The 15020-nt window shown below is 69.7% G+C and carries 12 protein-coding genes; 10 read left to right on the forward strand and 2 right to left on the reverse strand.

The window, feature by feature from the left end:
• Positions 1-65 precede the first annotated feature (65 nt).
• The 6 genes from ACWC1K_RS00560 to ACWC1K_RS00585 all read left to right on the forward strand — a co-directional run bounded on the left by ACWC1K_RS00560 (position 66) and on the right by ACWC1K_RS00585 (position 5854).
• On the forward strand, positions 66-440 hold the full coding sequence (locus tag ACWC1K_RS00560) for an ArsR/SmtB family transcription factor (RefSeq protein WP_450827530.1): 375 nt from the start codon (positions 66-68) through the stop codon (positions 438-440).
• Entirely contained in the window at positions 437-1180 is a 744-nt protein-coding gene (locus ACWC1K_RS00565; protein ID WP_450827532.1) for an aquaporin, read from the forward strand. The genes ACWC1K_RS00560 and ACWC1K_RS00565 overlap by 4 nt, the downstream gene beginning before the upstream one ends.
• Before the next feature lie 24 nt (positions 1181-1204).
• Positions 1205-1633 carry an arsenate reductase ArsC gene (locus tag ACWC1K_RS00570; RefSeq protein ID WP_450827534.1) on the forward strand — a complete coding sequence of 143 codons (429 nt, stop codon included), beginning with the start codon at positions 1205-1207 and terminating at the stop codon, positions 1631-1633.
• A 246-nt stretch (positions 1634-1879) separates the two neighbouring features.
• Positions 1880-2410 carry a SigE family RNA polymerase sigma factor gene (locus ACWC1K_RS00575; protein WP_450827536.1) on the forward strand — a complete coding sequence of 177 codons (531 nt, stop codon included), beginning with the start codon at positions 1880-1882 and terminating at the stop codon, positions 2408-2410.
• Positions 2407-3192: a hypothetical protein gene (locus tag ACWC1K_RS00580; RefSeq protein ID WP_450827538.1), complete on the forward strand. Its 786-nt coding sequence runs from the start codon at positions 2407-2409 to the stop codon at positions 3190-3192. Before ACWC1K_RS00575 ends, ACWC1K_RS00580 begins: the two co-directional genes overlap by 4 nt.
• Positions 3193-3391: 199 nt before the next feature.
• The gene (locus ACWC1K_RS00585; protein ID WP_450828068.1) at positions 3392-5854 is read left to right on the forward strand and encodes a non-reducing end alpha-L-arabinofuranosidase family hydrolase; all 2463 of its coding nucleotides are present in this window, start codon (positions 3392-3394) and stop codon (positions 5852-5854) included.
• Between the two features lie 272 nt (positions 5855-6126).
• Here the strand turns inward: ACWC1K_RS00585 and ACWC1K_RS00590 are convergent, their stop codons facing one another.
• Together ACWC1K_RS00590 and ACWC1K_RS00595 are read right to left on the reverse strand one after the other, a co-directional pair.
• Positions 6127-7860 (reverse strand): RICIN domain-containing protein, encoded by a 1734-nt coding sequence (locus ACWC1K_RS00590; RefSeq protein ID WP_450827540.1) that lies wholly within the window; start codon positions 7858-7860, stop codon positions 6127-6129.
• A gap of 739 nt (positions 7861-8599) precedes the next feature.
• The gene (locus tag ACWC1K_RS00595; protein WP_450827542.1) at positions 8600-10024 is read right to left on the reverse strand and encodes an aspartate ammonia-lyase; all 1425 of its coding nucleotides are present in this window, start codon (positions 10022-10024) and stop codon (positions 8600-8602) included.
• 106 nt (positions 10025-10130) lie between these two features.
• Here ACWC1K_RS00595 and ACWC1K_RS00600 point away from each other — a divergent pair, with 106 nt between their 5' ends.
• The 4 genes from ACWC1K_RS00600 to dacB all read left to right on the forward strand — a co-directional run bounded on the left by ACWC1K_RS00600 (position 10131) and on the right by dacB (position 14748).
• On the forward strand, positions 10131-11471 hold the full coding sequence (locus tag ACWC1K_RS00600) for a dicarboxylate/amino acid:cation symporter (protein ID WP_450827544.1): 1341 nt from the start codon (positions 10131-10133) through the stop codon (positions 11469-11471).
• A complete protein-coding gene (locus ACWC1K_RS00605) occupies positions 11468-12214 on the forward strand; it encodes an aspartate/glutamate racemase family protein (protein ID WP_450827546.1) in 747 nt (248 codons plus the stop codon). The genes ACWC1K_RS00600 and ACWC1K_RS00605 overlap by 4 nt, the downstream gene beginning before the upstream one ends.
• 54 nt (positions 12215-12268) lie before the next feature.
• Complete coding sequence (locus tag ACWC1K_RS00610; protein WP_316770481.1) at positions 12269-12955, forward strand: GntR family transcriptional regulator; 687 nt, start codon at positions 12269-12271, stop codon at positions 12953-12955.
• 413 nt (positions 12956-13368) lie between these two features.
• The gene (dacB, locus tag ACWC1K_RS00615) at positions 13369-14748 is read left to right on the forward strand and encodes a D-alanyl-D-alanine carboxypeptidase/D-alanyl-D-alanine endopeptidase (protein ID WP_450827548.1); all 1380 of its coding nucleotides are present in this window, start codon (positions 13369-13371) and stop codon (positions 14746-14748) included.
• Positions 14749-15020 lie beyond the last annotated feature (272 nt).

Consider the following 15020-nt stretch of genomic DNA (forward strand, 5'->3'; position numbering starts at 1 on the left):
CGGCCTGTATCGAAGTTCGTTGATGCAACCTTGCGCCTTGAATCGAAAAACGTCAACATAGAGGCATGTCGAAACAAGAGCTTGAGGTGATCGGCCAGGACGCCGCCTGCTGCCCGGGGCTTGCGTCCGCGCCGCTGGACGAGGACCGGGCGGCCGACCTGGCGAAGGTGTTCAAGGCTCTGGGTGACCCGGTCCGGCTGCGTCTCCTGTCGATGATCGCCTCACGCGGCGAGGGCGGCGAGGTCTGCGTCTGCGAGCTGACCCCCGCCTTCGACCTGTCCCAGCCGACGATCTCCCACCACCTCAAGCTCCTGCGCCAGGCCGGTCTCATCGACTGCGAGCGCCGTGGCACGTGGGTGTACTACTGGGTGCTGCCGGCGGCTCTCGACCGGCTCGCCGCGTTCCTGAAGACGCCGACCGCGGTCGAGGCACTCGCGTGAGCGCGCCCCTGTGGCGCCGTGCCCTGGCCGAGGCCGTCGGCTCGGCGGCGCTGGTCGCGGTGGTGGTCGGCTCCGGCATCCAGGCCACCGAACTGTCCCAGGACGTCGGCGTCCAGTTGCTCGCCAACTCGCTGGCCACGGTGTTCGGCCTCGGTGTGCTCATCGTGCTGCTCGGGCCTGTCTCCGGGGCTCACTTCAACCCGGTCGTCACCCTTGCGGCCTGGTTCACCGGCCGCCGCGACGGCGAGGGGCTCACGGCCCGGGACGTGGCCGCGTACCTCCCGGCTCAGATCGCGGGAGCGACAGCGGGTGCGGTCCTGGCCGACGTCATGTTCGGCAGACCGCCGGTGCGGTGGTCGACGCACGACCGCTCGGCCGGCCACCTCCTGCTGGGCGAGGTCGTGGCCACTGCCGGCCTCGTCCTCCTGATCTTCGGGCTGGCCCGAGTCGGCCGTGCCCAGGTCGCCCCGGTCGCGGTGGCGTCGTACATCGGGGCCGCGTACTGGTTCACGTCCTCGACGTCGTTCGCGAACCCGGCGGTGACGATCGGCCGTGCCTTCACGGACACCTTCGCCGGTATCGCGCCCGGTTCGGTCGTCCCGTTCACAGCGGCACAGGCGGTCGGTGCGGTACTCGGACTGGCGCTCGTGGCGGCGGTCTTCGGGCGCCCGGCTCCCGCACAGGCCGAACCCGCCGCCGGGCCGGCCGAGCCCGAACTCGCCGCCCCCGCTCTCCCCTGACCCACCGCCCAGGAAGACGTCACCATGAGCAGCACTCCCGCCGCCCACCGGCCCTCCGTCCTCTTCGTCTGCGTCCACAACGCCGGCCGCTCCCAGATGGCCGCCGCTTTCCTCACGCACCTCGCGGGCGACGCGGTGGAGGTCCGCTCGGCCGGCTCGGCCCCCGCCGACACGGTCAACCCGGCCGTCGTCGAGGCGATGAGCGAGAACGGCATCGACATCTCCGCCGAAACCCCGAAGATCCTGACCGTCGAGGCCGTCCAGGCGTCGGACGTCGTGATCACCATGGGGTGCGGGGACACGTGCCCCGTCTTCCCCGGCAAGACGTACCTGGACTGGACGTTGGACGACCCGGCAGGGCAGGGCGTCGACGCCGTACGCCCCATCCGCGACACGATCGAGGACCGCGTCCGCGGCCTGCTCACCGACCTCGGAGTGCAGCCCCGTGCATGACAGCCGCCACCTGTGCGGCCGATCCCAAGCAGCCCCTGAATGCCTCTGAAGTGGCCGCTTGCCTCGACCTGGGGCACGCGAACGCTTGGCCGGTCATGTGGCCGTTGACCTGGGCTCATGCATCGGTCCGCAACCGAGCACGACCGCCGTTCGAATCCGGGGCCGGGCGCTGTTAGGATGCGCCCCCCGATGTTGTTAAACGCGCAACCAACGCGCACATCCTTGCCAGGAGAGGGCGACCGGGGGATGGTCCTCGATGACGCGTCCGCGGAGTTCCACGAATTCTTCGAACGCCACTATGCCGAACTCGCCCGTCTGGCATACCTCCTGACCGGCGAGACCGACGCGGCGGACGACCTCGCGGCGGATGCCCTGCTCGCCCTGTGGCAGCGCTGGGACCGGTTGCGGCAGGCCGACCACCCGCTCGCCTACGCCCGTGGTGTGGTGGCCAATCTGGCGCGGGGACGGATCCGCAGCTCGGTGCGCGAGCGGCTGAGGATCACGCTGTTCTGGTCCCGCAGCCCCGAGAAGGTGGAAGGGCCGGACACGGCGGCCGTGCTGGACGTCCGCGCGGCGCTCGCCCGGCTGCCGTACCGCAAGCGCGCCTGCGTGGTGCTGCGGCACGCCTTCGACCTGTCGGAGAAGGACACGGCGGCAGCGCTGGGCATATCGGTCGGCACGGTGAAGAGCCAGACCTCGAAGGGGATGGCCGAGCTGGCAAGGATACTGGGCGCACGAGCGGCCGGGGACCTGGTGGCAGGGAGGAGGAACCGGTGAACGACGAGATCGCCCGTCAGCTGCGCGAGGCCGCCGAGGCCCACCGGCCCGACCGCGCGCGGATGCTGGCCCGGGTGCAACGCGGCATGGCCGGCCCCGCCGTCCGTCACCGCGCGCGGCCGTTCGCGAGGTCCGGGACCAGGGTCGCGCTCGCCGGGCTCGCCGCCACCGGCATCCTGACGACCGGCGGCCTCGCCGTCGCCGCCATCGTCGCGCACTCGTCGCCGCCGGCCACCGTGACCACGCCTGCCACCCCGTCCCCGACCGTCAGCTCCCCGCACCCGACATCGGCCCGCCCCACCCCCGTCGCGCCGGCCCCGGTCACCACCCCGGGCAGCGCCCGCCCGACTCCGTCGGCCACCAGCCCCTCGCCCGCCGTCGGCGAGAGCCAGAACGGGCCGCTGTGGTCGGCCGGCTCGTTGGACCCGCGCAGCACCGTCTACTGGACGCAGAGCAACCTCGCCCTCCGGACGACCCGGCCCCTCACCTCGCTCACGGTCGAGATCCGGATCGTGCAGACCGGCCGGGTGAAGAACACCGGCACCTGGCAGACCCTGCCGAGTGATGACTTCACCGTCACCGTCCAGGAGGCCGGCGGCGCGCTGGTCTACCGCTGGGTCCTCAAGCCGGGCCTGACCGTGCCGGCCGGCAGCCATGAGTTCGCCGCCCAGTTCAACAACGGCACCAGCGTGCGCAGGGCCTCAGGCGACGGCTACCGCGTCGACGCGCAGGGTTCGGGCGGCTCCGCGTCGGTCCGGGGAGGGTTCGTCCCGACCCGGTGAACGCCGGCGGGTCGCCGTGGAACCGGGTGGGGACGGTGACGGCGGCCGTGAAGATTCTTCCCTCGATCGCGGCAACCTTTGTGTGCAGGGCGGCAACTGGCAGGAAACGGGGGGCCGAGACCAAGGCCCACCTCGCCAGAAGGACAAGCCGTTGCCAGATCAGAACCCCTCTCATCGCCGCCGTCCGGCAACCCGCCGCCTGATCGCCGCCGCCGCGGTGCTCGCCGCCGTGGGCGCTGCCGTACCGCTGGTCGCCCAGGCCGCATTGACGCCGAGCGTCGGCACGCCGACCGTGCTCGCCGATGCGGCGGCCGGCAGTGGCCGCTACTTCGGTACGGCGGTGGCCGCGGGCAGGCTCGGCGACTCGACGTACTCCACCCTTCTCGACCGGGAATTCAACATGATCACCCCGGAGAACGAGATGAAGTGGGACACCATCGAACCGTCCCGCGGCACCTTCAACTTCGGGCCCGGCGACCAGATCGTCAGCCACGCCGCCGCACACGGGCAGAGGATGCGCGGGCATACGCTCGTCTGGCACTCCCAGCTGCCCAGCTGGGTCAGTTCCATCACCGACGCCACCACACTGCGCAGTGTGATGGACAACCACATCACCCAGGAGATGACCCACTACAAGGGCAAGATCTACGCCTGGGACGTGGTCAACGAGGCGTTCGCCGACGGCGGCAGCGGCCAGCACCGCAGCTCGGTGTTCCAGAACGTGCTGGGCAACGGCTTCATCGAGGAGGCGTTCCGCACCGCGCGGGCCGCCGATCCGGCGGCCAAGCTCTGCTACAACGACTACAACATCGAGAACTGGTCCGACGCCAAGACCCAGGGCGTCTACACCATGGTCAAGGACTTCAAGTCCCGCGGCGTACCCATCGACTGCGTCGGCTTCCAGAGTCACTTCGGCACCGGCGGCCCGCCGTCGAGCTTCCAGACCACCCTGTCCAACTTCGCCGCGCTCGGCGTGGACGTCCAGCTCACCGAACTGGACATCGCGCAGGCGTCCGCCACCGCGTACACCAACGCCGTCCAGGCGTGCGTGAACGTCGCCCGCTGCACGGGCATCACGGTGTGGGGCATCCGCGACAGCGACTCCTGGCGCACCGGTGAGAACCCTCTGCTGTTCGACAACAACGGCAACAAGAAGCCCGCCTACGATGCGGTACTCACCACCCTGGGCGGCGCCGGCGGCACCAGCGGCACCACGTCGGGCGGCGATATCACCTCCGGCACCGTCTACACGCTCTCCGACGTGGCCGCCGGACGCGTTCTCGACGAGCCCGCCGGCCAGAACGGCAACGGCACCCCGCTCCAGGTGTGGGACGCCAGCGGTGCCGCCAACCAGCAGTGGCGGGCCACCAAGAACGGCGACGGCTCCTACACCCTGACCAACGTCGCCAGCGGCCGGGTCCTGGACGAGCCGGGCGGCCAGACCGCCAACGGGACCAAGCTGCTGGTCTGGGACAACAACGGCGGCGCCAACCAGCACTGGAAGGCCGCCCGGAACAGCGACGGCTCCTACACCCTGACGAACGTCGCCAGCGGCCGAGTCCTGGAGACCCCCGGCGGCAAGACCGCCAACGGCACCCCCGTCCAGATCTGGGACTCCAACGGCGGCGGCGCCAACCAGCACTGGAACTTCAGATCGTCCACGTCTGCGTCCACGCCGACGCCGGTATCGACATCGACATCGACATCGACATCGACATCGACATCGACATCGACGTCGACGGGCGGCACCTGCGCTCTTCCGGCGACCTACCGGTGGTCCTCTACGGGTGCGTTGGCGCAGCCCGCGAACGGGTGGGACGCGGTGAAGGACTTCACCACCGTGACGTACAACGGCAAGCACCTGGTCTATGCGTCGAGCGTGGCGGGATCGTCGTACGGCTCGATGATGTTCAAGCCCTTCACGAACTGGGCGGACATGGCCTCGGCCGGTCAGACCGGCATGAGCCAGAAAGCGGTCGCGCCCACGCTGTTCTACTTCGCGCCCAAGAAGATCTGGGTGCTGGCGTCCCAGTGGGGCGCGTCGCCCTTCGTCTACCGCACCTCCAGCGACCCCACCGACCCGGGCGGCTGGTCCGCGCCGCAGCCGCTGTTCACTGGCAGCATCCCCAGCGCCGAATCCGGCACTGGCCCGATCGACCAGACCCTGATCGCCGACGACAAGAACATGTACCTGTTCTTCGCCGGTGACAACGGCAAGATCTACCGGGCGAGCATGCCGATCGGGAACTTCCCGGGCAACTTCGGCTCGTCGTACACGACGGTCATGAGCGATTCGACGAAGAACCTGTTCGAGGCGCCGCAGGTCTACAAGGTCCAGGGCCAGAACCAGTACCTGATGATCGTCGAGGCGCGGGGCGCGAACGAGCAGCGCTACTTCCGCTCGTTCACCGCCACCAGCCTGAACGGTTCCTGGACCCCGCAGGCCGCCACCGAGTCCAACCCGTTCGCGGGCAAGGCCAACAGCGGTGCCACCTGGACCAACGACATCAGCCACGGTGACCTGGTCCGCGACAACCCCGACCAGACCATGACCATCGACCCCTGCCACCTGCAGTTCCTCTACCAGGGCAAGGCCCCCTCCGCGACCGGCCCCTACGACCAACTGCCGTGGCGGCCGGGCGTCCTCACCCTGCAGCGCTGACCGCCGCTCACCGCCTCGTCGAGGAACCCCAGCCGTACGCCGGCTGGGGTTCCCGTCGTTCGGGGACCGGACGGAGGCTCGGCGAGGCCTGTCGGGCTGATGGGTGGTCTGGGTGGGCTCCTGGTCCTGCGCGGTGTGGGCGTGGGCGCCGACGTCCTGGTTCGGCGTGCTGCCGTGACGCGTCAGCACCGCCATCCCCTTGTCCGCAGCCCCGCGAAGACGACGAAAATGCGCCCCCATCGAAGAGATGGGGGCGCATTCGTCGGCTTCGCCTACTTGAGCGGCGTGCCGCCCGAGTTGTGGTACGCGATCGCCTTGTTGATCAGGTTTCCGCCGTCGGTCTCGACCGAGGTCTGTTCCTGCTGCCCCGGCCCGAAGAACAGGCCGGCGACATGGGCGTTCGCCACCTGGTCCATGTGCGAGAAGAACCAGTCGACCTTGTCGTCCTTGTAGTGGTTGAGGGTGTTGTTCTGCGCCATGTTGCCCACGGGGATCTGCCACAGGACGACCGGCTTGCCCACGGACTCGGACATCGTCTTGTAGAACCCGAGGGCGGCGGCGGCCTTCTGGTCGTTCCAGAAGTGGTCACTGCCGCCGTGGGCCGGCTGGGCGTACCAGCCCGCGTCGCGGTCCGACACGTCGGTGGCCAGGAAGTCGGCGTTCTTCGCCCCGAAGCTCTCGTAGGACTTGACGCAGGCCTGCGTGTTGGTCTGCCAGTCGAAGCAGGAGAGGTGCATCCCCGCCTCGGTGTTCGGCGCGTACTTGTGCGCCATCGAGATCAGGCACTGGGCGAGCCCGGTGGCGCTGTTCTCCTGCGATCCGCAGTCCGTCGGATTCGCGCTCTTCACCTGTGCGGGAACCTGGTGCGGATCGCCGAGCGAGCGGACGTAGCCCCAGAAGTCGGGCTCGAGGTCGATCGCGGCCTGCGTCTTGCCGATCTTCTGGAGGAAGAAGCGGTAGTCGTTCAGGTAGCGGGTGAGCAGGTCGGTCCGGTTGATGGCCTTGACCTCACCCGGACCGTCGCCCTCGCCCGCCGCATCGCCGAGGTCGCGCAACGAGTACCAGGTCCACAGCATCTTCTGCGGACGCGAGCTGCCCTTGTACGTCGCCTGGGACACCACGTCGTCCCGCCAGGTCACGTACGTGCCGGGCGCCGTGGTGCTGCCGTTCCAGCAGCCCCACCAACCCGACCAGTCGTCGTGGCACTTCGCTGCCGTGTAGTAGTCCGAGGAGGGCGCGGGCTGGCTGTGCACATAGGCGTACCGCACGTCGAACGGCGCGGCGGCCGCCGAGGCGTCGGACATCGAACCGCCGATGAGCACCTTGTCACTGCCCAGGAAACGCTTCGTCGAGCTGCCGCCACCGGCCGTGGGTGACGGAGACGCGGACGAGGGCGAGGACGACGGTCGCGGGGCGCTCGGAGTCGGGCTCGCGGGCGCGCTGCTGCTCGGCGTGGTGGGCGTGCCGCCGCTGACGTTCCCGACCGCGACGAGTTTCCACTGCTGATCGGCGCCGCCCCGGTCACGGTTCTGGACGACACCGCTCCCGTTGGTCTTGGCGGCGTTGTGGACATCGACGGCCATGCCACTGAAGCGGTTGACCAGACGCACGTAGCCGTCCGGCGACTTGGCCAGCTTGAACTGCTGGTTGGTGCCGTTCTGGTCTTTCCACTGCACGAGGGCGGAGCCGGCGGTCTTCGACCAGCCGAGGTCGTCCAGCACCTTGCCGGAGTTCCGGTTCTGCAGCCGGTAGTACCCGTCACCCGAGTCGATGAACCGCCACTGCTGGTTGGCGCCGCCGTGACGGCTCCACTGCACCACCGACGCGCCGTCGTTCTTGGCGGAGGCGCGGTCGTCCAGCACCTTGCCGCTGTTGTGGTTGACCAGCACGTACCACTTCTTCAGATCCAGGGTCTTCGGCTGCGCCGAAGCCTGGCTGACCACGACAGCCGAGCCGGCCACGACCACCGTGGCGAGGCCCGCCCACAGACCCCGACGCGCGAGCAACCGACGGCCACGATGCTTCGGGCGATCACCGCGGGCGCCGCCGTCGGCACGGGACGCCACCGATGACGCGGGTGGGCCGGGGACATGTCTGTGCTCTCGTTCCAGGGACACGCCTGTGCTCTCTTTCAGCCGCTGCATCTGCCCGGGCCACTTGGCCGGACAACACTGAGTGGTCCGAGAGATCGAAAAGGTTGCCGCGAAGAGCCACAGATTTTTTTGGCCCTGACCGCTCCCGACCCGGCAAGGCCGCTCCGAGCGCCGCACCGTCAGCTCCGCGAGGGTGAGCGAGCGGCTGTGCGCGGGCCATGCGATGTGGGTGACGGGGGGTGCGTCGGTCAGGGGGACGGCGGTGTGCTCGGCCCACGGCCAGGCGCGGGCGGAGTCGGGGAAGACGGCCACGGACAGAGTCCTGCGCGCGGCGAGAGGATGCCTGGCGGGCAGGATGGCGAAGCCCAGCGCGGGAAGCGAGGGCGCTTGGGCGGGCTCTGGGCCTGGACGACCCCCAGAACTTCGTGACGGCCGTCCAGGCGGTCGTCGACACGGTCCGGGCGAAGACGGAGCGCGAGGCCCGCCGCACCTGAGCCGCAGCCCGCCGGCTTCTTACAGCGCGGACACGCCACACGATGCCGGCGGTGGGCGCCCGCGCACCGTGCGCTCGGCGATGCCGAGGCGGCGGGCGAGCCACCGGTTCTGTTCGCCGCCATCGAGGTGGGGTGAGGGCGAGTTGCGACCGCACGTGTCACGGAGCGGCTGTCGCAGAAGGCCGGGCGGATTGCCCGGTGAGGTTCTCCGGCCGCAGGATCGTGTCCAGTTGGCCGGTGCTGAGGAGGCCGGCCTCGGCGGCCAGGTCCTTGACGGAGCGGCCGGTGGCCAGGGCCTGGCGGGCGAGGGCGGTGGCGGCGGCGTAGCCGATGTGCGGGGCGAGTGCGGTGACCAGACCGATGGAGCGGTGGACGCTGTCGTGGAGGTGTTCGCGGTTGGCGGTGATGCCGGGGACGCAGCGGGTGGCAAGGGTGTCGCAGGCCGCGCGGAGGTGGGTCAGGGAGCGCAACAGGCTGTAGGCGATGACGGGTTCGAAGGCGTTGAGCTGGAGCTGTCCGGCCTCGGCGGCCATGGTGACGGTCAGGTCGTTGCCGATGACCTCGAAGGCGACCTGGTTGACGACCTCGGGGATCACCGGGTTGACCTTGCCGGGCATGATCGACGAACCCGCCTGTACCGGGGGCAGGTTGATCTCGCCCAGCCCGGCGGTGGGGCCGGAGGAAGTCAGCCGCAGGTCGTTGCAGGTCTTGGAGAGTTTCACGGCGACTCGCTTGAGGACACCGGACAGGTGAACGAAGGCGCCGCAGTCCTGGGTGGCTTCGATGAAGTCGCCCGCGGGGCGGACCCCTTCGCCGCTGATGTCGGCGAGGTACGCGCAGGCGAGTTCGGCGTAGCGGGGGTGGCCGTTGATGCCGGTGCCGATGGCGGTGCCGCCGAGATGGGACTCCAGCAGCAGGGCCGCGGCCTCGGTGAGGCGCCGACGGTCCTCCTCGATCATGACGGCGTACGTGGTGAACTCCTGGCCCAGTGTCATGGGTACGGCGTCCTGGAGCTGGGTGCGGCCCATCTTCAGTACGTCACCGAACTCGGCTGCCTTCTTCGTGAACTCCGTGGTCAGCGCGCCCAGGGAGGCGTCGAGCCGGCGCAGTGAGGCGACCAGGGCCAGGCGCACGGCGGTGGGGTAGACGTCGTTGGTGCTCTGGCCGAGGTTGACGTGGTCCAGGGGGTGGATCACGTCGTAGCGGCCGCGGGGGTGGCCGAGGATCTCCAGGGCCCGGTTGGCGATGACCTCGTTGGCGTTCATGTTCGTGGAGGTGCCGGCGCCGCCCTGGACGGGGTCGACGACGAACTCCTCGATGAGCCGCCCTGCGCGGATCTCCTCGCACGCGCTGATGATCGCGCCGGCGATGGCGGGGGGCAGCAGTCCGAGGTCGCGGTTGGCTCGCGCGGCCGCCTGCTTGACCGCCGCCAGTGCGGCGATCAGGTCGGGGAATTGGGCGATGGTCGACCCGGTGATCGCGAAGTTCTCCACGGCCCGCACGGTGTGCACGCCGTAGTAGGCGCCGAGGGGGACCTCCTTGTCCCCGACAAGGTCGTGCTCGATGCGTGTGGCCTGCGCCATGCGCTGCTCCTCGTTCTCGCGGCACCCCTTGACAGGCCACCGTCTCCGGCCTCAGTGTTACCGGCCAACACGCAGAACGCAATATATTGCATATGGCTGGAGTCTCATGGACACCGTTCACCCCCGCCCCACCAGCACGGACCCCACCGGCACAGACGCCTCCCCGACCCTCTGGCGGCGATGTCTGCGGATGCCGATCGGCATCCAGTCGGTCATCGCCGTAGGTCTCGGCGCCCTCATCGGAACCTTCGCCCCGTCCGCGGGCGAGCAGCTGAAGATCCTCGGCGACGTGTTCCTGAACCTCGTGCAGGTCGTCGTCCTGCCCCTGGTCTTCCCGCTCATCGTGCTGGGCATCGCCCGCATGGAGTCGGTCAGGAAGGTCGGCCGGATCGCAGGCAAGGCGATCCTCTACTTCGAGGTCGTCACCACCGTGATCCTGCTGATCGCGGTCGGGCTGGCGAAGCTGGCGGGCATCGGCACGGGCGCCCCCGTCCACGCGGCCGACGCCAAGGACCTCGACGGCCTGAGCCAGGGCATCGACTTCCACGAACTGATCCTGCACGCCGTACCGAAGAACATCTTCGCGGCGTTCGGCGAGGGGAACCTGCTCGGCGCGATCGTCTTCGCCCTCCTCGTGGGCGTCGCGATGGCCGCGATCGGCGAGAAGTCCGAGCCCTTCGCAGGTGTGCTGGAGTCCGTCGCGGCGGTGATGTTCAAGGTCGTCGGGTACGTCATCCGCGTCGCGCCGCTGGGTGTGCTCGGCTTCATCTCGTACGACGTCGCGTACTACGGCTTCGGCAACCTGCGCAGCCTGCTGGGCTTCATCGCGGTGGTCTACGCGGGGCTGGCCGTCGTCGTCGGCGTGCTGTTCCCGCTGATCGCCGCGATCTACCGCATCCGCTACGTCGCACTGCTGAAGTCCGTCGCCGGTCTGGCCGGGATCGCCTTCGTCACCCGCAGCTCCGAATCGGTCCTGGCCCCGCTGATGGGCAGGCTCGAAGCCTTCGGCCTCAACCGCTCCACGACCTCCTTCGTGGTCCCCCTCGGCTACTCCTTCAACACCGACGGCTCGGTCCTCTACCAGGCCGCCGCCCTGGTCTTCCTCGCCAACGCCTATGGCGCCGACACCTCCCTGCCCGCCCTGCTCCTGATGGTCGGCGTGCTGGTGGTCCTTTCCAAGGGCATGGCCGGCGTCGCCTCCGCCTCGATCGTCGTGCTCATCGCCGCCGGCAACTCCCTCGGTCTGCCCGCCGAAGGCATCGCCCTGCTGCTCGGCGTGGACTTCATCGTCGACATGGCCCGCACCGGAGTGAACGTCATCGGCAACTCCCTTGCCGCCGCGGTCGTCGACAGCTCGGAGAACCGGCGCGCGGCCAAGCGCGGCAGTCGCGAAACCGCCCCGGCCGGGCCGGAGACCACGGTGCTGAAGAAGGAACCCGCACAGTGACCACCAGCACCCGCACGGCCGCCGACGAGATCATCGGCATCCTCGGCGGCATGGGCCCGGCTGCCACCGCCGACTTCTATGCCAAGCTCGTCGCGACCACGCCCGGCACCAGTGACCAGGACCACCTCCGTACGGTCATCTGGTCCGACCCCACCATTCCCGACCGCACCGAGGCCCTGCTGCGCGACGGACCCGATCCCACTCCCTGGCTCCTGAACGGCAGCCGCGTGCTGCGCGAGGCCGGTGCCACGGTGATCGCCATCCCCTGCAACACGGCACACGCCTTTGTCCCGCGCATCGCCGATCATGTGGGCCTGCCCATCGTCCACATGATCGACGAGGTCGCACGGCACCTCACCACCCTGAGGCCCCGCATCCGCACCGTCGGACTGCTGGCCACCACCGGCACCGTCCGCTCCGGCCTCTACCAGGAGTGGCTGGACCGCTACGGCATCGGACTGGTGCTCCCCGACGCCGCAGCCCAGGACGCCCAGATCATGCCCGCCATCCACGCGGTGAAGGCGGGCACCCACGACGACAGGACAGCCGCGCTCCTGACCCGCGCCGCACGACGCCTGACAGAGCAGGGAGCGCAGGCAGTGATCGCCGGCTGCACCGAAATCCCTCTCGGCCTGCCCACCGACGCCGCGGACGTCCCCGTCGTCGACCCGGCGCTCGTCCTGGCCCGGGCCCTGGTCCGCCGGACCAGGACCGAAGGCCAAGGAGAAGCAGAAGGACAGTAGGACGGACAGGAGGGCGGACAGAAGGACGACGACGAGCGATGTACTGTACGCAATATGTCACTTGACCGCCCTGTCTCTCGCCGACTCCTCAGTGACGAGGTCTTCGAGCGCCTCCGCGACTCCATCGTGCGCGGCGAACTCGTCCCCGGTGAGAAGGTCAAGGACGGTGACCTTGCCGAGCGCCTCGGCCTCAGCCGTACCCCGGTGCGCGAGGCCCTCGCCCGGCTCGCCGACATCGGCCTGGTCGAGGCCAAGCCCGGCGTCTACACCCGCATCACCACCCTCAACCGCCGCGACGTCGAAAAGACCCTCGCCGTCCTGCGCTCCCTCGACCAGCTCGCCATCGAGACAGCTGTCCCGGTGATGACCGAGCAGGACCTCGACCGCATGCGCGAGGCCAACCGCGACTTCGAACGGGCCGTCGCCGACAACGACACCACCGCGGCCCTTGCCGCAGACGACCGCTTCCATGCCGTCCCCATCGCGGCCGCCGACAACCCCGTGCTCAGCCGGATCGTCGAGCAGCTTCACCCGCAGATCCACCGCATCCTCTACCGCAAGTTCTCCACCCTGCTCGGCGGCCGCAACACCATCGAACACCACGACGAACTCATCACCGTCTGCGCAGGCGGCGACGCCCGAGCCGCCGCCGAACTCTCCGGCCACCACTGGTCCGAACTCGGCGGCCACATCAGGGAACTCTTCGACACCAACCAGTTCGCCGAAGCAGCGACCGGCTGAAGGGCGCACCCTCCGCATCCACCGCATGTGGAAGCCGTCCAGCAACGACGCGATAGTGGTGGCGAGTTGATCGACCCGGTAGGGCGCGCGCATGCGCAGGCCGTAGGTGTCAGCCGCTCAGGTGACGCGGCGGGCGTCCGGCGCTCGGGGCGCCGCAGGACGACGTAACCGTGGGATGCGCCTGGTCCTCTTGCGTGGCAGGGGAAGGGAAACAGTTGGCCAACTCCCCTTGGAATCCGCGCCGATTGGCGTGCGCAAACCTGTGATCTCCGTCCCTTACTTGTGAGTTATCTTTTGGGGGCCGTGGGGTTCATGTGACCACTTGTGGGGCGCTGATCATTTCGCGCCACGGAGTCAAACCCCCCACTGCATCGGCTTGTCCGTCCGCCGGCGTCCATCACGGAAAGTCCCCCATGAACCCCGAACCCGAAGTCGTGCCCCCCTCCGCCTTCACCCCGGGCGGTCGCCACCGGCATCGCAAGCCGAAGCAGCTCGGCGCGGGCGCCCGCCGAGCTCTGGTCCTCGCCATGGCCGTGCCCGTCGCCTCGGCGGTGCTCGCCGCTCCCTCGGCCTTCGCCGCCGACGCAAACACCACCGCGACGACCCCCGACGCGGCCCCGAACGCCGGCGAAGACCTCGACCCTGCCGACCAGGCGATCGCCGCGAACCTCAACACCCGCGTCAACGACGCCCGCTTGGGCAGCAACGTCAGCGGCGTGGTGCTGGACGCCGAGTCGGACCACACCGTCTGGGACCACAACGGCGCCACCGCGCTGATGCCGGCGTCCAACACCAAGCTGGCGACCGCGACCGCCGCCCTGACGGTGCTCGGCCCGGACCACCGGTTCAGGACGAAGGTCGTCTACGGCGACGGCACCCTCACCCTCGTCGGCGGCGGCGACCGGACGCTGACCACCGCGGACCTCGCCGACATGGCCAAGGACGCGGTGGCCGGGCTGAAGGCGGCGGGTCTCACCGGCGTGAAGGTCGCCGTGGACGACAGCCTCTTCTCCGACTCGACCCTGGCCAACGGCTGGAAGCCCGACTACTTCCCCGGCGACGTCGCTCCGGTCCGCGCCCTCGTCGTCGACGGACACGCCGTCAACGACACCTCGATCGACGCCGGACAGGTCTTCGCCCAGCAACTCACCGCCGACGGCATCACCGTGGACGGCGACGTCACACGCCGGACGGCGGACATCACCGACGTACCGGTGGCCCGTCACTGGTCCGCCCCGCTGTCGGACATCGTCCACCACATGCTCAAGGTCAGCGACAACAACATCGCCGAGACCCTGCTGCGGATGACCGCGCTGGGCGCCGGGCAGCCGGCCACGTTCGAGGGCGGCACGGCGGTCGTGCGCGACGTGCTGAGCCGGCGGTACGGAGTGTCGCTGGAGAACTTCGAGGTGTACGACGGGAGCGGCCTCTCCCGCGCCAACCGCATCCCGGCCCGGACCCTGGCGGAGATCCTCGACCTGCTGACGGAGCCGCGCTACGAGGACATCCTGGGCTCGATCCGCGACGGCCTCCCGGTCGCGGGCGAGGCCGGCAGCACGCTCGGCCCGGAGTGGGGCCGCTTCGACGACGAGAACTCGAAGTGTGCCGTCGGCAAGGTGTACGCGAAGACCGGCACCCTCACCGGTGCCATCGCCCTGAGCGGCCTGACGCAGGGCAAGGACGGCCGGTGGAAGGTCTTCTCCTTCATAGAGAACGACTCGACGGCCTCCGGCAGCGCCATCAAGGACGCGATGGACGGCCTCGCCGCGACCGTGAACGGCTGCTGGGCCTGACGGCTGCTGGGCCTGACGGCTGCCGGGCCTGACGCGAACGTGTGCCCCGGGCGTGGGTGCCCCCTCCCACGCTGATGAGCGTGTCCGAGGAAGCCGCCGGATCCCGACGGGGCACGCCCCTGCCGTACCCCCGTCCTCGCCGTCCTCACCCACCTTCGGTGCATGACGGCGGGCGGCCGGGGACGGCGAGGTTGCGGTGTTCGTCCGCGGCCCCAAGCATGGGGTCGGGGAACAGCGACAGCGCCCCTCGGAAGGCACCTCCCAGGAGGACG

This window comes from Streptomyces sp. NPDC001492, assembly GCF_053597275.1.